We start from the raw sequence: 15,691 nt of genomic DNA on the forward strand, positions 1-15,691 counted from the left end.
TGCCGGTCCTCCGCCCGATCCCTCGTCCCAGGAGCACCGCCCGTGACCGACCGCCTCACGATCCCCGACAGCCTGCTGCCCGTCGACGGGCGCTTCGGCGCCGGACCCTCCAAGGTCCGCGAGGAGCAGATGGGAGCGGTCGCCCGAGCCCATCGTCAGCTCATGGGCACATCCCACCGGCAGGCCCCGGTGCGCGGCCTGGTGGGCGGCCTGCGCGAGGGCCTGGGCGAGTTCCTCCGTGTCCCTGACGGCTACGAGATCCTGCTGGGCATGGGCGGAGCCTCCGCCTTCTGGGATGCCGCGGCCCTGGGCCTGGTGCGCGAGCGCGCACAGCACGCGGCCTTCGGGGAGTTCGGCGCCAAGTTCGCCGAGGTCACCGACGGCGCCCCGTTCCTGCAGCCGTCGTCGATCCGCCGTGCGGAGCCCGGCACGCGCACCTCCGTGCAGCTCGAGGACGGGATCGACGTCTACGCCTGGCCGCAGAACGAGACCTCCACGGGCGTGGCCGCCCCCGTCGTGCGCCCCGAGGGCCTGGCCCCGGCACGCAGCGCGGCGGATCCGCTGGTCGTGGTCGATGCCACCTCGGCCGCCGGGGGCATGGCCGTGGATCTCTCCGAGACGGACGTCTACTACTTCTCGCCGCAGAAGAACTTCGCCTCGGACGGCGGGCTGTGGTTCGGCGCGTTCTCGCCGGCGGCGATCGAGCGGATCGAGTCCGTGGCCGCCTCCGAGCGCTGGATACCGGCCTTCCTGTCCCTGGGGGCGACCCTGGAGAACTCGCGCAAGGACCAGACGTACAACACCCCGGCCCTTGCCACGCTCGTGATGCTCGACGAGCAGGTGCGCTGGCTCAACGACCAGGGCGGCATGGACTGGGCCGCCGAGCGCACGGCGCGCAGCTCCGGGCTGATCTACGACTGGGCCGAGGCGCACCCCCATGCCGCGCCCTTCGCCGCAGCCGTCGAGGGCCGCTCCCCCGTAGTCGTGACCGTGGATTTCGACGACAGCATCGACGCCTCGGTGCTCAGCTCGGCGCTGCGCGCCCACGGCGTCGTGGACGTGGAGCCGTACCGGAAGCTGGGCCGCAACCAGCTGCGGATCGCCACCTTCACCGCGGTCGAGCCCTCGGACGTCCAGAAGCTGCTGGCCTGCCTGGACGCGCTGATCGAACAGCTCTGAGTCCCTGATCAGCCGCCCGGCTCGGCGCGCAGGCGCCGCCGGTGGAGCAGGCCCACGCAGGCCCCGGCAGCCCCTGCCAGGACGGCGGCGCCCAGCCCCCAACGCGGGCCGGCCGTGTCGATGACCCACCCGATCAGCGGCGCTCCGATCGGGGTGCCGCCCATGAGGATCGCCGTGTACAGGCTCATGACCCGCCCGCGGAAGCGCGGCTCCGTCATGGTCTGGACATAGGCGTTGGCCGTCGTCGTCATGGTCAGCGACGCCATGCCCAGCGGGATCAGGCACAGGCCGAACAGCAGCGGCGTGGGTGCCAGCGCGGCCAGCAGCGAGCTCAGCGCGAATATCGCCGCACCGGCATAAAGCGTCCTCAGCCTGGCGCGGGGACGGCGCGCCGCCAGCAGAGCCCCCAGCAGGGTCCCCACCGCGAGCACGGAGTTCAGGAGGCCGAACGCCTGGGACCCGAGCCCGAAGACCGTGCCGGTCATGGCGGCCAGGAAGATCGCGTAGTTCAGCCCGAGCGTGCCCAGCAGGAAGACGGTGAGCAGCACGGCCAGCAGATCCGGGCGCTGCCGGACGTAGCGGAAGCCCTCCCGGATCTGTCCGGGGCCCTTGGGCGTGCGCTCCCGTGGATGCAGCCGATCCCGATCCAGGCGAAGGATGGCGGTGATCATGGCGGCGAAGGTCAGGCTGTTGAGCAGGAAGACCCATCCCGTGCCCACCTGCGCGATGAGCACCCCGGCGGCGGCCGGACCGAGCAGACGGGCCGCGTTGAAGGCCGTCGAGTTCAGCGCCACCGCATTGGACAGGTCGCGGTCCCCGACCAGGCTGGCCACGAAGGTCTGGCGCACCGGGGCGCTGAAGGTCGTGGTGACGCCCAGGGCCAGGGCGAAGGCCATCACCCAGCTCAGCGTGACCGCGCCGGAGAGCACCAGCGCTCCCAGGCCCAGCGCCAGGACGCCCATCAGCGTCTGCGTGACCAGCAGGACCCGGCGGCTGTCCGCGCGGTCGGCGTGCAGCCCGGCCCACGGCGAGATCAGCAGCTGCGGCAGGAACTGCAGGGCGAGCACCAGCCCCATGGCTCTCGCGTCATGGTCGGTCAGCTCGTCGAACACGAGCCAGGACTGCGCCGTGCGCTGCATCCACGTGCCGGTGTTCGACAGCAGGGAGCCCGCGTACCAGCGGCGGTAGTTGGGCACGCGCAGGGACCGGAACGCGCCGGTCGCGGGTGCCTCGCTCACGGAGCGGGATCGATCCCCGGGCTCTGCTCCGAGCCGTCCTGCCCGTGACCACGGGAGTCGGCCTGGGCCGCGTCGCGATCGGGGTCCCGCTCCTGCGGGTCGGGGCGCTCCTGGTCCTCGGACTCCGAGCCCTCGGGCTCCTCCTGGTCGGAGCCGTCATCGGTGTCGGACTCCTCCGACCCGTCGGACTCCTCGGCCTCGTCGGGCTCCTCGGTGCCGTCGGCCTCGGCCCCAGGCTCGCCCTCTCGATCCTCGTCGTGGTCGCTGTCGAGCACGCGCTCTGACCAGGGGACCCAGGCCGGGGCCAGGAGGGCGTCCTCACCGGGCAGCATGCCGGATTCGCAGACCGTGGCCTCCTCGGAGCCGGGCACACGGGTCAGCGTGACGTACCACTCCCAGCCGCGGCTGCCCCGGGCCGTGGCCGGGAAGAGGTGCGTGACCAGCAGCTCGCCGTCGGCGCGCACACGGTGGCCCTCGCCGATCTCATCGGCCGGCACGATCGCGCGCAGAGCCGCCAGGGCGAGATCGCGGCGCGCGGCGAGCTGGACGTCCGGGCTGCGCTCGGGGCCCTGGTCGTGAGTGGTGGTGGACTGATCGGTCACCGATGCCCCTAGTCGTCGTGTTCCGTGTGCTGCCTCCTGCGGCGGGCAGGCGCCAGGCGCGAGCGGCCCGCCGCAGGAGGTCTCAGGCGTCCAGATTATCCGCGACCGTGCGCAGGATCTTGGCGATCTTCTGCCCGTGGGCGCGATCCGGGTAGCGGCCGTGCTGCAGCCCCTCCGAGATCCCGTCCAGCAGCGTCACCAGGTCCTGGCTGATCTCGGCCATCTGCTCGGCCGGCATGCGATTGTTCCGGGCCACGGACGGGGTCCTGCCCAGCACGGTGGCCTGCAGGGCCTGGGCTCCGCGACGGCCTTCGGCCACGCCGAACTCCATGCGGGTCCCGGGCGCGACGGTGTCCATGCCCTCGGGCAGCGCCGAGACGTGGAGGAAGACCTCGCCGCCGTTGTCGTCGGCCAGGAATCCGAAGCCCTTCTCCTGGTTGAACCACTTCACCTTGCCGGTGGGCACTGTGCACATCCTCTGCTTCTCGTGGCGAGGCAGCGGCCTCGCGGGGTGTTCCGGGTGCGTGCTCGGCCGCGGAGATCCCTTCCGGACAGGGCACGCCGCCTGCGCGGTCCCTGCGGCGGCCCGCTGCTCGAGCAGTCGGCTCAAGCCCCTGCGGGCGCGCTCTGCTCGGGGACCGGCAGAACGTCCCATCGTACTCCAGCCGGTGCCTCGGCGCCCCTGTCGGGCTCGGCTGTACCCTGGGTCCATGCCCGCCGAGTCCTCCCCTTCGATTCCCCCTGCCCGTTCCGGCACCGCATCCTCCGCCGCCGGCAGGCAGCCCGGAGGCATGGATGCGCTGGCCTGGGCCACGGTCGTGCTGGCGGTGAGCTCCGGGGCGGCCATGGCCGCCATGCTGATCACCAAGTGGATCGTGGGCGGCGGCGAGATCTGGCCCTGGTTCACCCGCTACGCGCTGGTCGCCTTCCCGCTGTCGGTCGTCCTGCTGTTCGTGCTGCTGGTGCGCAACGCGATCCGCCGTGCCCGCAGCTGACGTCGTGAGCACGAGCCTGACCCTGCTGCACCGGAGCTGAGATGGCCAAGCTGTACTTCCGCTACGGGGCCATGAACTCCGGCAAGTCCACCGCACTGCTGCAGGCGGCGTTCAACTACGAGGAGCGCGACCAGCGCGTGCTGCTGGCCAAGCCCTCCGTGGACACGAAGGGCGAGTCCACCATCACCTCCAGGCTGGGCCTCGCCCGCTCCGTCGACCTCCTGCTCGGACCCCACGACGACGTCCGCGCCCGCTTCCGCCAGGCCGCCGCGGGCCGCGACCCGGAGGCCCTGCTGGCAACCGTCGAGCTCCCGCCCGTGGCGTGCCTGCTCGTGGACGAGGCCCAGTTCCTGAGTCCGCGGCAGGTGGACGACCTGCTGCGCATCGCCGTGCTCGATTCCGTGCCGGTGCTGGCCTACGGGATCCGCGGCGACTTCCGCACCCGCTCCTTCCCCGGTTCGGGGAGGCTGATGGAGATCGCGCACACGCTCGAGGAGCTCAAGACCATCTGCCGCTGCGGCCGCAAGGCGATGTTCAACGCCCGCACCTCGGACGGCGGCATGGTGCTGGACGGAGAGCAGGTCGCGATCGACGGTGAGGTGGCCTACGAGTCCCTGTGCGCCTCCTGCTACCTCGAGCGCAGCGGCGGGCAGCTGGGCTGAGCCCTGCCCCACGGCCCACGACTTCCATGAAACGTCCTCAAAGCATCCAGAGGACGTCCAGGAGACTCCGAGACACTGGGTCGCGTGAACAACAGCAACCCTGAAGCAAAGCTCCTGGTCGTCGACGACGAGCCCAACATCCTCGAACTCCTCGCCACCTCGTTGAAGTTCGCGGGCTTCGAGGTCGTCACCGCCGCCAATGGCCGCGATGCCATCACCCGCGCCCAGGAGGAGAGCCCTGATCTGGCCGTCCTGGACGTCATGCTCCCGGATCTGGACGGCTTCGCCGTCACGCGGAAGCTGCGCGCCGAGGGCCGCACCTTCCCCATCGTCTTCCTGACCGCCAAGGACGACACCGAGGACAAGGTCCAGGGCCTGACCGTCGGCGGCGACGACTACGTCACCAAGCCGTTCAGCCTGGACGAGGTCGTGGCCCGCATCCGCGCCGTCCTGCGCCGCTCGGCCCCGGCCGAGGAGGACGACTCGCGCCTGCGCGTGGACGACCTGGTCCTCGACGACGACGCCCACGAGGTCTTCCGCGGCGAGCGCGAGATCGATCTGTCGCCCACCGAGTTCAAGCTGCTGCGCTATCTGATGCTCAATCCCAACCGCGTGCTGTCCAAGGCCCAGATCCTGGATCACGTGTGGGAGTACGACTTCAACGGAGACGCCTCGATCGTCGAGTCCTACATCTCCTACCTGCGCCGCAAGATCGACAACGATCCGGATCTTCCCCCGCTGATCCACACCAAGCGCGGCGTCGGATACCTGCTGCGCACGGCCCACAAGAACGGCTGAGCCCATCTGCAACCCTCACCGGGTGGTGTCCGCCTCCGGCGGCGCCGCCCGTCGTCCTGACAAGATGACCGTCGTCCGCGTGCCGTCGACGGAGGTCTGAACCGTGGAGAAGCTCACAGCGCGGTGGCGCTCGTCGTCGCTGCGGACCCAGCTGATGGTCCTCACCGGCCTGCTGCTGATGCCGTCGATCCTGCTGACGAGCTTCGTGTCGATCTCCGTGGTGCGCGACTCGCTCGTCAACTCGATCGACAACGAGCTGCGCGAGTCGCTGGGCACCGTGTCGACCGCGCTGATGTCGGACATGATCGGATCGCCCACCGTCAACGTGTCCAAGCGGGGCTACCTGCTCGACTCCGACGGCGAGATCGTCGCCCAGGTGGGCTCCACCGCCCCCGGCCCGGTCGACCCGGGCGAGCCGGACCTCTCCAGCTTCACCCGCGAGGTCGTCCTGCAGACGGAGCAGTCCGGGATGACGGTGCGCTCCGCCGACGGCGGGGACGGCTCCTGGCGCGTGGTGGCAGCCCCCCAGGCCGATTCGGACTACACCGTCGTGACGGCCGAGCCGCTGGGCTGGGCCAACGGCATGATCTCGGCGGTGACGCTGCTGACCCTGAGCTACGGGGTGGCCACCCTCCTGGTGGCCCTGACGGTCGGCTGGATCCTCATCACGCGGGCGTTCACACCGCTGAAGCGGGTCGAGGCCACCGCTGCCGCGATCGCCGCCGGCGACCTGTCCCAGCGCATCTCCGGCTACAGCTCCGCGACCGAGGTCGGCCAGCTGTCGATGTCGCTGAACCGCATGCTCGGGCAGATCGAGGACGCCTTCGACGCCCGGACCCACTCCGAGAACCGGCTGCGCCAGTTCGTAGCCGATGCCTCCCACGAGCTGCGCACTCCCCTCGTGTCGATCCGCGGATACTCCGAGCTCTACCGCCACGGCGCCCTGGACGATGACGAGAAGGTCTCTCAGGCCATGGGGCGCATCGAATCCGAGGCCACGCGCATGACCCAGCTGGTCGAGGACCTCCTCTCGCTGGCCCGGGTGGACAACGGCCGAGCCCTCGAGATCACCGACGTCGACCTGCTGGTCCTGGCCCACGATGCCGCCGCCGACTTCGCGGCGGCCTGGCCGGATCGCCGCATCACGGTGCTCGGCCCGGACGACAGCGCCGCCGCGCCGGTGTGGACCCGCGGCGATGACGCCCGTCTGCGCCAGGTCGTGGTCAACCTGATGACCAACGCCGTGCGCTACACGCCGCAGGGAACAGACCTCGAGATCATCGTGGAGAACCCCTCGTTCGACGCCGTGCCGCAGGAGCAGCAGCCCGCCGTCCCGGATGACGAGTCCGCGCCGACCTGGCTGGCGCAGCTGAAGATCCGCGACCACGGTCCCGGCATCAAGGGCCCCGACCGCACCCGGATCTTCGAGCGCTTCTACCGCGCGGACACCTCCCGCACCCGCGAGACCGGCGGCACCGGGCTGGGCCTGTCGATCGTGGCCTCGGTGGTGGGCCAGCACGGCGGAGTGGTCACCCTCGAGGAGACCCCCGGCGGCGGCGCGACATTCGTGGTCACCCTGCCCGGCGGAGAGTCCGCCGAGGCCGCGATCGAGCGCGCGGCCGACGCCGACGACCCTGCGGACCAGGCCCTGCGCTTCAGCGGCGCTGAGGCTCCCAGGGCCTCCCGCGGGGAGTCGGGGACCTGGTTCTCGCGCGGTGCGTGGACCCCCTCCAGGCGGCGCAGCGCACCCACCGAGGAGCAGCTCGAACGGCAGCGCCAAGCCGCCGAGGAATCCGGTCCCGCTTCCGCCTCGAGCGGTCGTCGGATGCGCCGTGCCGCCCGCCGCGGCGAGACGACAGTGCCCTCGGCCGGAGACTCCCCGGTCGAGGCCGGTTCGGCAGCCGAGGCCACCGGTGCCGGCGCGTCCGATGCCGACGGCTTCGAGGCGGGAGATTCCGCTCGCGCGTCGACGGCTGCGGGGGCGTCGCCGGCCGAGCAGGCTCAGCCCGCCCGCGCCGCAGATGCCGAAGCAGGCGCTGCTGGACGCGAGACCCGAGACGACGCCCCGTTCGGCGACGACGGCCTGCCTCCGATCCCCGAGATCGACGACGACGATCCCAGCATCATCGACGAGACCAGCGAGCTGCCGGATCTGTCCGGCCCAGATCCCGGGGCACCGCGCGACGACCGCAGCGGCGGCTCCTCGCACAGCTGAGGGTCCGCCCACGGCTCGCAGAGCGACCGGCGCAGGCCGCTTCCGAGGGCGAGCATGGCCCGAGAGGTCCTCGCGGCCGCCGGCCGGGCAGAGAGACGACGGCTCGGTCGCGGGGGCGTCAGCTCAGCCGCGGGGACGGCGGGTCAGCCGGTCGTGCAGCCCGGAGCTGAGCCGATCCAGGCCCACGATCTCCACCTGCACGCCGTGGCGGTCGTACTTCTCCCGGATCGAATCCAGCGCGGCGACCGTGGAGGCATCCCAGATGTGCGCCCGGCTCAGGTCGATGCGCACGTGCTGCGGGTCCCGGGCGTAGCCGAACTGCGTGTAGAGGTCGTTCGAGGAGGCGAAGAACAGCTCGCCGTCCACCACGTAGGTGACCATGTCCTCGCTGGGGGCCGTGGTGACGAGGTCCTCGCCCACCCGGCCCGGGAAGCGGTGGACGCGCACGGTGTGGGCCACGCGGCGGCTGAACAGGACCATGGCAGCCAGCACTCCGGCGCCCACGCCGATCGCAAGATTGTGCGAGACCACGATGACCACGGTCGTGATGACCATGACCGCGACCTCGCTGCGCGGCAGCGTGCGAAGGGTACGCGGGTGGATGCTGTGCCAGTCGAACGAGGTCAGCGCCACGTAGATCATCACCGCGGCGAGTGCGGCCATGGGGATCACGGCCACGACGTCTCCCAGTGCGATCACGAGCGCCAGCAGGAAGATGCCCGCCGAGGCCGTGGAGATCCGCGTGCGGGCGCCCGAGGCGTTGACGTTCATCATGGTCTGCCCGATCACCGCGCAGCCCCCCATCCCGCCGAAGAGCCCCGTCACGATGTTCGCAGCGCCCTGCCCCCAGGTCTCGCGGGTCTTGGAGGACGGGGTGTCGGTGATGTCGTCCACCAGCTTGGCGGTCAGCAGCGACTCGAGCAGCCCCACGACCGCCATGGACAGGGCGTACGGGAAGATCACCTGCAGCGTCTCGAACGTCCAGGGGACCTCCGGCAGTCCCAGTACCGGCAGCTCGCGCGGCAGCTCGCCCTTGTCCCCCACGGTCGGCACGGCGATCGAGGCCAGCACCGCCAGGAGGGTCACCACGACGACCGCCGCGAGCGGGGACGGCACCGCCCGGCTCAGCCGCGGCAGACCGAAGGTGATCAGCAGGCCCAGGGCCACGAGCGGGTAGACCATCCACGGCACGCCGAGCAGCTCGGGGAGCTGGGACGTGAAGACGATGATCGCCAGCCCGTTGACGAAGCCCACCATGACCTGCCGCGGCACGAAGCGCATGAGCTTGGGCAGTCCGACCAGCGCCAGGAGCACCTGCAGGATCCCGGCGAGGATCACGCATGCGATCAGGTGCTCGACCCCGTGGGAGGCCACCAGGGGCGCGACGACCAGGGCGACGGCACCGGTGGCCGCCGAGATCATGGCGGGTCGGCCGCCGACGATCGAGATGGTCACCGCCATGGTGAAGGAGGCGAAGAGCCCCACCCGCGGATCGACCCCGGCGATCACGGAGAAGGCGATCGCCTCCGGGATCAGCGCCAGGCCCACGACGAGTCCCGCCAGCAGCTCGGTGCGCAGGGCTCGCGGCGAGCGCAGGCTCCACAGCACGGACTGGCGCTGCAACGGCGAGGGCGAGGCCTGGGCGGACGGTGAGCTCATGCGGACGGGGCTCCTGAGACGGGGAAGGGCAGGGACCCCGCCGCCGGCAGGTGCGCCGCGGGGCTGTTCAGGACTCGAGCGTCACCTGGAGGTGGCGCAGCAGCCATTGTCCCAGTTCGCTGCGGGAGTCCTCGCGCGTCCACAGCGCGGTGTGCACCGCCGAGCCCGTGGAGCCCAGGACATGGATCGTGGTCTGCACAGCGCGCCCGCTCAGGGCCAGCAGGTCCACCAGATGCAGGTCGGCGGAGTCGTCGCCCCGGGAGAGGCTCGCGGGATCGCCGGGGCGCCCGTCCGAGTCGATGAGCACCGCCTCCGGGTGGAGGGTCGCGGCCGACATGCCCTCGCGGATGCGTCCGCGCTCCAGGCCGAAGACCTCCTGCGCGGGGCTCGGAGCGGCGGCCAGGTCCTCCGACTGATCCTCCAGGCTCGAGAGCAGATCGGGATCCGGGTCCCCCACCTGCTCCTCTGCCTCCGCACGGGGATCGGCTGCGCCGCTGCCTGCGGGACCGGCCTGGTCCCCCGCTGCGGCGCCTGTGGCGGCCGCGGGCTCGGCAGGAGCCGCATGGCCTGCCGGCGCCGCAGCAGCTGAGGGCGCGGCCGCGTCCGAGCCCAGCGCCAGCCCCGGCCCCTCCTCCGGCGCGCGGCCGGCCTGAAAGGCCTTGGCGGCGGCGTTGGCTCGGGTGTCGGCGGCCTCGTTCAGCTCGTGGCCCGCGTGGCCCTTGACCCATTCGAAGGTCACGTCCCGGCCCTGCATGGCGGCGTCCAGCGCCTTCATGAGCTCGACGTTGAGCACCGGCTTGCCGTCGCTCTTCTTCCAGCCCTTCTTCTTCCAGCCCTTCATCCACTTGGTGATCGAGTTGATGACGTACTGGCTGTCGCACAGCACCCGCAGGGGCTCGCCGAGCTCCTGCGTGGACTCGAGCAGGTCCAGCACGGCCTGGAGCTCGCCCATGTTGTTCGTGCCATGCGGCCAGCCCCCGCTGCGCCAGTTGGAGTCGTCGATGTACCAGGCCCAGCCGGCCGGGCCGGGATTGCCCAGGGCGGAGCCGTCGGCGGCAGCGATGATCGTCATGCCGAACACTGTGGCACGTCCCACCGACAGCACAGCCCAGCCCGGCGCCGCGGCTCGGGCTGTCCCGACAGGCTCCCGTCGGCAGGCCGGTCGCACCGGGCCCTGGGACGCCTGCGGCACCGGCCGGCAGCGCAGACACTCGTCGGGTCCACCCCCCCCCCCGGACATGACGACGGGCCCCGCCTCCCGAGGTGGGAGACGGGGCCCGTCGGACTCGCTGGGCTGCGCTCAGCGATGACGCCGAGGCGTCATCACATCATGCCGCCCATGCCGCCCATCGGGTCCTCGCCGCCGCCGGCGGCCGCGGCCGGCTCCGGCTTGTCGGCGACGACGGCCTCGGTGGTCAGGAACAGCCCGGCGATCGAGCCGGCGTTCTGCAGGGCGGAGCGGGTGACCTTGACCGGGTCGTTGATGCCCGCGGCCATGAGGTCCTCGTACTCGCCGGTGGCCGCGTTGAGGCCCCAGCCCTTCTCGAGGCCGCGCACCTTGGCCGCCACGACGCCCGGCTCGAGCCCGGCGTTGAAGGCGATCTGCTTGAGCGGAGCGTCGATGGCGACCTTCACGATGTTCGCGCCGGTGGCCTCGTCGCCGCTGAGCTGCAGCTGGCCGAAGGCGGTCTCGCCGGCCTGGATCATGGCGACGCCGCCGCCGGCGACGATGCCCTCCTCCACAGCAGCCTTGGCGTTGCGCACAGCGTCCTCGATGCGGTGCTTGCGCTCCTTGAGCTCGACCTCGGTGGCCGCGCCGGCCTTCAGCACGGCGACGCCGCCGGCCAGCTTGGCCAGGCGCTCCTGCAGCTTCTCGCGGTCGTAGTCCGAGTCCGAGTTCTCGATCTCGGCGCGGATCTGGGCCACGCGGCCCTCGATCTCCTCGGCGGAGCCGGCGCCGTCGACGATGGTGGTCTCGTCCTTGGTCACGACGACCTTGCGGGCGGTGCCCAGCAGGTCCAGGGTGGCGGTCTCGAGCGAGAGGCCGACCTCCTCGGTGATGACCTGGCCGCCGGTCAGGATGGCGATGTCCGCCAGCTGGGCCTTGCGGCGGTCGCCGAAGCCGGGAGCCTTGACGGCCACGGACTTCACGGAGCCGCGCATCTTGTTCAGCACCAGCATGGCCAGCGCCTCGCCCTCGACGTCCTCGGCGATGATCATCAGCGGCTTGCCCGACTGGATGACCTTCTCCAGGACCGGGACGAGATCCTTCACGGCCGAGATCTTCGAGTTGACGATGAGGATGTAGGGATCCTCGAGGACGGCCTCCTGGCGGTCGGCGTCCGTGACGAAGTAGCCGGAGAGGTAGCCCTTGTCGAAGCGCATGCCCTCGGTCAGCTCGAGGTCCAGCCCGAAGGTGTTGGACTCCTCGACCGTGATCACGCCCTCCTTGCCGACCTTCTCCATGGCCTGGGCGATGAGGCGGCCGATCTCCGGATCCGCGGCCGAGATGGACGCGGTGGCCGCGATCTGCTCCTCGGTCTCGATCTCCTTGGCGGAGCTGAGCAGCTCGGCGGTGACGGCCTCGACGGCCTTCTCGATGCCGCGCTTGAGCGAGAGCGGGTCAGCACCGGCGGCCACGTTCCGCAGGCCCTCGCGCACGAGCGCCTGAGCGAGCACGGTGGCGGTGGTGGTGCCGTCGCCGGCGACATCATCGGTCTTCTTGGCGACCTCCTTGACGAGCTCGGCGCCGATCTTCTCGTAGGGGTCCTCGAGCTCGATCTCCTTGGCGATGGACACGCCGTCGTTGGTGATCGTGGGAGCGCCCCAGGACTTCTCCAGGACGACGTTGCGGCCGCGCGGGCCGAGCGTGACCTTGACGGCGTCAGCCAGGGTGTTGAGGCCGCGCTCGAGACCGCGGCGGGCCTCCTCGTCGAATGCGATGAGCTTTGCCATGTGTTCGTCCCTCCTGGACGTTCAGTCTGACTCCCACCGACCCGCTGCCCGCGACGGACGGGGCGCCGGCTCCTGCGGGATCTGCCCGCCGAGCCTGCCCCTCAGAGAGGCGGTGGCTTCCACTTCGTGGTCGAGCGGCTGCGCCGACCGCAGCGGGGCCGGCTGGCAGTCTGCTCGACTGAGTGCCAAGTCCATTATTGGCACTCGGCCCCTGCGAGTGCAAACCCCTGAGCGCGTTCGGCTCAGGGTTCACCGAGGGCGGACGCCCCGTGCCACGGCACCTGCTCCCACTCCTCGCGCAGAATGCCGTAGATCATCCGGTCGTAGTGCTCCCCCGCCACCTTACGAGCCCTGCGGATCCGCGCCTCCTCGGTGAAACCGAGCTTCCGGGCCACCCGGCACATGCCGCGATTGCCGCTCCAGGTCTCCAGGTCGACGCGGTCGGCGCCGCTGGTCCGGAACAGCAGGTCGACCCACAGGCGCAGGGCCTCCGAGCCGTACCCGCCGGACCAGTACTCCGGCGGGTAGATCGCCACGCCGATCGAGTGCAGCGGCAGCAGATGCGTGCCCGTACCCGGATCCTCCGTGGGGGCCTCCGCGTGATACCAGGAGACCTGCCCCAGGAACCGGTCGGTGCCCTGCTCGGCGATCACCGCGGTGTCGCGCACTGCGGGCCAGTCGCCCTGGCGCACCCGCTCCGTCAGCTTCCCGAGCCAGCGCTGGGCCGTTTCTGCGGTGAAGTTGGGGTAGAAGGGCCCGTCCGTGCGCTGCCACTCGTGCTCGCCGCCGCCGGGCGGGGGCATGATCCACCGCTCGTAGACGGGGAGGTCATCGGCGCGCCAGTCGCGCAGGCGCACGCGCCGGCCCTCGACGGCCAGCGGCTCGACAGCGCGCGAGTTCCCCGCCGCGCTCATCGGAGGGCCTCCGTCGGATCGGCCGCCAGTGCCTGGGCGCCGGCGCCTTCCTGCGGGAGCTCGGCGGCGCCCTGCGCGGAGGACTGCTCCTGGCCTGCGCCCACCAGCTCCTCGCCGAGGTCGTCTCCGATCACTGCCACCAGCGGATAGGCGATGGCGTCGTCGGCCTGGACCTGCTCGATCCCCAGGGCATCGGCCACGAGCCGGGCCTGCTCCTCGGTGTCCCCGGTGACGCCGTCGCTCGCGTAGTAGACCACGCTCTCGTCCACGGGCATGCCCCAGTTGCCGGTGGCGATGACCTCCCAGTCCAGCGCCGTGAGGTCCTCGCTGGCAGCGCCGGCCACGCCGTCGAGGTCGGTGGCGTTGAAGATGCCCACCTGCTCGGCGTCCTCGGGAGCGGCAGAGGCGCTCGCCCCGTCCTCCGCCCCGGCCGACCCGCTCGGATCCTCGGCGACCTGGTCGTCGGAGCCCTGGACGGCGCTCGAGCCGCGGTCCTGGTTCACGGTGGAGAAGACGTAGGCGCCGGCGCCCAGCAGCAGGCCGAGGGAGCCCACGATGACCATGGCCTTCAGGCTCCCGGGGGTCTTGGGGGCTGCGGCCTCCCGGGGCCGGTGCGCGCCCTGCCGAGGGCCGTCCTCCGGGACGTCGTCGAAGACGTCGCGGGGATGCAGGTCGGGATCGGACCACGGGGGCTGTTCGCTCATGCGCGCCATCCTTCCATCGGGGAGCCCGTTCATGCGCCGCGACGAGCCGCCGGGACCGCGCTCACGAGTCCCTCAGCTCGCGCAGCTGCCGCACCAGGACGGGCTCGGCGGCCCAGGCGGCCTCCGTGTCCAGCAGCGCATTGAGCCGCTGGTAGTACTCCGTCACGGGCATCCCGAGCTGCGCGCCGATGGCCCGCTCCTTGGCCCCCTGGTACTTGAAGCGCCGCTTCTCCAGGTCGAGGATCGCCCGCTGCTGCTCATCCAGCTCCCCCGCCTGCGCGCCCATCAGCGCTGCTCCTGGCGCGGGCGCACCGAGACCGAGGTGAGCTGCACATCCGGGGAGGCATCTACGACCGCACGCACGGCCCGGCCCACCGACTCGGGGAGGATGTACTCCTCCGGGCGGTGCTGCTTCCCGATCGAATCGTGGATCCCCCGCAGCATCTCGGTGTCCGTGGGTCCGGGGTGCACCGAGGCCACCCGCACGAGGTCCGGTTCGAGCTCCTGGCGCAGCGAGTCCGCCAGCGCCCTCAGCGCGAACTTGGAGGCCGCATAGACCGCATTGCCGCCGCTGGCGGTGAAGCCGGCGCCGGAGTTCACGAGCACCACGGTTCCCTGCGCGCGGCGCAGCGCGGGCAGGGCCAGCCGGGTCAGCTCGGCGGGGACCATGACGTTGAGCTCCAGCTGCGCCTGCCAGTCCTGGGGGCGGGAGTGCTCGACCGAGAGCCGGTGGCCCAGGGCGGCGCAGTGGACCAGGACATCCAGCCGCTCGAGCCCGTCCACGAGCTCGGGCAGGGCCTGGAAGTCCGTGAGCTCGGCGCGCACGGGCTCGGCCCCCTCCGGCAGCTGCGCCAGGGCGTGCTCATCGCGGCCCACGGCCAGGACCCGGTGATCGACCGCCAGGGACTCGACGACCGCCCGGCCGATGCCGCCGGTGGCACCGGTGACGAGGGCGACGGGACGCTGATCGGTGGGCATGCTCGACTCGCTCATGCCGCCACTGTAGAACGCGGCCACGACAGCGCAGCGGGGCGCCCCCGGCGTCGTGGGCGGCGGTCCCTAGAGTGGTCCGCATGACCAGCACCGATTCCGCAGACCGCCCCGACCTCGCCGAGATCATGGCCGAGGACTGGGCCGAGGCCCTGCGCCCCGTGGAGGACGCGATCCACGGGATGGGCGACTTCCTGCGCCAGGAGCATGCGCAGGGCCAGCGCACCTTCCCGCCGGGCCCGGAGATCCTGCGGGCCTTCCAGGAGCCGATGGCCGAGGTCCGCGTGCTGATCCTGGGCCAGGGCCCGTACCCCACCCCGGGCCACGCCATGGGGCTGTCGTTCTCGGTGCGCCCGGACGTCCGCCCCCTGCCGCGGTCCCTGCAGAACATCTACCGCGAGCTGCACGACGACCTGGGGATCGCCCCGGCCGAGAACGGGGACCTCAGCGCATGGAGCCGCCAGGGCGTCATGCTGCTCAACAGGTGCCTCACGGTGCGCGACGGAGTGCCTGCCTCCCACCACGGCAAGGGGTGGGAGGCCGTCACCGAATGCGCGGTCCGGGCCCTGGCGGCCCGCGGCGGCCCGCTCGTGGGCCTGCTGTGGGGACGCCCCGCACGCCAGTGCGCCCCCTGGCTCGCCCCGACCCCGACCGTGGAGTCCACGCACCCCTCTCCCCTGTCCGCCTCCCGCGGCTTCTTCGGTTCGCGGCCGTTCTCCCAGGTCAACCGTCTGCTCGAGGAGCAGGGGGCGGCTCCGATCGACTGGTCGGTAAGGTGAG

At 71.7% G+C, this 15,691-nt stretch carries 16 protein-coding genes; 6 read left to right on the plus strand and 10 right to left on the minus strand.

Annotation, left to right across the window (positions count from 1 at the left end):
* Positions 1-42 precede the first annotated feature (42 nt).
* Positions 43-1,179, plus strand: coding sequence for a phosphoserine transaminase (gene serC, locus RF645_RS04435; RefSeq protein ID WP_058871438.1), 1,137 nt, complete (start codon positions 43-45; stop codon positions 1,177-1,179).
* 8 nt (positions 1,180-1,187) lie between these two features.
* On the opposite strand, the gene RF645_RS04440 is transcribed toward serC, so the two are convergent.
* The 3 genes from RF645_RS04440 to RF645_RS04450 all read right to left on the minus strand — a co-directional run bounded on the left by RF645_RS04440 (position 1,188) and on the right by RF645_RS04450 (position 3,485).
* On the minus strand, positions 1,188-2,417 hold the full coding sequence (locus tag RF645_RS04440) for an MFS transporter (RefSeq protein WP_006215572.1): 1,230 nt from the start codon (positions 2,415-2,417) through the stop codon (positions 1,188-1,190).
* On the minus strand, positions 2,414-3,019 hold the full coding sequence (locus RF645_RS04445) for a DUF3027 domain-containing protein (protein WP_058871439.1): 606 nt from the start codon (positions 3,017-3,019) through the stop codon (positions 2,414-2,416). The genes RF645_RS04440 and RF645_RS04445 overlap by 4 nt, the downstream gene beginning before the upstream one ends.
* An 82-nt stretch (positions 3,020-3,101) precedes the next feature.
* Complete coding sequence (locus RF645_RS04450; protein WP_053446928.1) at positions 3,102-3,485, minus strand: cold-shock protein; 384 nt, start codon at positions 3,483-3,485, stop codon at positions 3,102-3,104.
* A 325-nt stretch (positions 3,486-3,810) separates the two neighbouring features.
* Between RF645_RS04450 and RF645_RS04455 the strand changes: the two genes are divergently transcribed.
* The 4 genes from RF645_RS04455 to RF645_RS04470 all read left to right on the plus strand — a co-directional run bounded on the left by RF645_RS04455 (position 3,811) and on the right by RF645_RS04470 (position 7,689).
* Complete coding sequence (locus RF645_RS04455; RefSeq protein WP_006215575.1) at positions 3,811-4,014, plus strand: hypothetical protein; 204 nt, start codon at positions 3,811-3,813, stop codon at positions 4,012-4,014.
* Between the two features lie 41 nt (positions 4,015-4,055).
* Positions 4,056-4,676: a thymidine kinase gene (locus RF645_RS04460; RefSeq protein WP_058871440.1), complete on the plus strand. Its 621-nt coding sequence runs from the start codon at positions 4,056-4,058 to the stop codon at positions 4,674-4,676.
* A gap of 84 nt (positions 4,677-4,760) precedes the next feature.
* Positions 4,761-5,474 carry a response regulator transcription factor gene (locus RF645_RS04465; protein WP_006215577.1) on the plus strand — a complete coding sequence of 238 codons (714 nt, stop codon included), beginning with the start codon at positions 4,761-4,763 and terminating at the stop codon, positions 5,472-5,474.
* A 103-nt stretch (positions 5,475-5,577) separates the two neighbouring features.
* On the plus strand, positions 5,578-7,689 hold the full coding sequence (locus RF645_RS04470) for an ATP-binding protein (RefSeq protein ID WP_368818656.1): 2,112 nt from the start codon (positions 5,578-5,580) through the stop codon (positions 7,687-7,689).
* Between the two features lie 123 nt (positions 7,690-7,812).
* Here the strand turns inward: RF645_RS04470 and RF645_RS04475 are convergent, their stop codons facing one another.
* The 7 genes from RF645_RS04475 to RF645_RS04505 form a co-directional block, all read right to left on the minus strand.
* Entirely contained in the window at positions 7,813-9,348 is a 1,536-nt protein-coding gene (locus RF645_RS04475; protein ID WP_058871441.1) for a SulP family inorganic anion transporter, read from the minus strand.
* A gap of 67 nt (positions 9,349-9,415) precedes the next feature.
* Positions 9,416-10,420 (minus strand): ribonuclease HI, encoded by a 1,005-nt coding sequence (locus RF645_RS04480; protein ID WP_058871510.1) that lies wholly within the window; start codon positions 10,418-10,420, stop codon positions 9,416-9,418.
* 251 nt (positions 10,421-10,671) lie between these two features.
* Positions 10,672-12,303 carry a chaperonin GroEL gene (gene groL / locus RF645_RS04485; RefSeq protein WP_058871442.1) on the minus strand — a complete coding sequence of 544 codons (1,632 nt, stop codon included), beginning with the start codon at positions 12,301-12,303 and terminating at the stop codon, positions 10,672-10,674.
* Between the two features lie 242 nt (positions 12,304-12,545).
* Positions 12,546-13,217, minus strand: coding sequence for a GNAT family N-acetyltransferase (locus tag RF645_RS04490; RefSeq protein ID WP_058871443.1), 672 nt, complete (start codon positions 13,215-13,217; stop codon positions 12,546-12,548).
* Positions 13,214-13,921, minus strand: a complete 708-nt coding sequence (locus tag RF645_RS04495) for a LytR C-terminal domain-containing protein (RefSeq protein ID WP_058871444.1) — start codon at positions 13,919-13,921, stop codon at positions 13,214-13,216. The genes RF645_RS04490 and RF645_RS04495 overlap by 4 nt, the downstream gene beginning before the upstream one ends.
* 61 nt (positions 13,922-13,982) lie before the next feature.
* Positions 13,983-14,207: a DUF3263 domain-containing protein gene (locus RF645_RS04500; protein WP_058871445.1), complete on the minus strand. Its 225-nt coding sequence runs from the start codon at positions 14,205-14,207 to the stop codon at positions 13,983-13,985.
* Positions 14,207-14,914 (minus strand): SDR family oxidoreductase, encoded by a 708-nt coding sequence (locus RF645_RS04505; RefSeq protein WP_058871511.1) that lies wholly within the window; start codon positions 14,912-14,914, stop codon positions 14,207-14,209. The genes RF645_RS04500 and RF645_RS04505 overlap by 1 nt, the downstream gene beginning before the upstream one ends.
* 80 nt (positions 14,915-14,994) lie before the next feature.
* Between RF645_RS04505 and RF645_RS04510 the strand changes: the two genes are divergently transcribed.
* Positions 14,995-15,690: a uracil-DNA glycosylase gene (locus tag RF645_RS04510; RefSeq protein ID WP_368818657.1), complete on the plus strand. Its 696-nt coding sequence runs from the start codon at positions 14,995-14,997 to the stop codon at positions 15,688-15,690.
* Position 15,691 lies beyond the last annotated feature (1 nt).

Origin of the sequence: Kocuria sp. CPCC 205260, assembly GCF_040981045.1 — a bacterium.
GTDB classification, from domain to species: domain Bacteria; phylum Actinomycetota; class Actinomycetes; order Actinomycetales; family Micrococcaceae; genus Kocuria; species Kocuria palustris.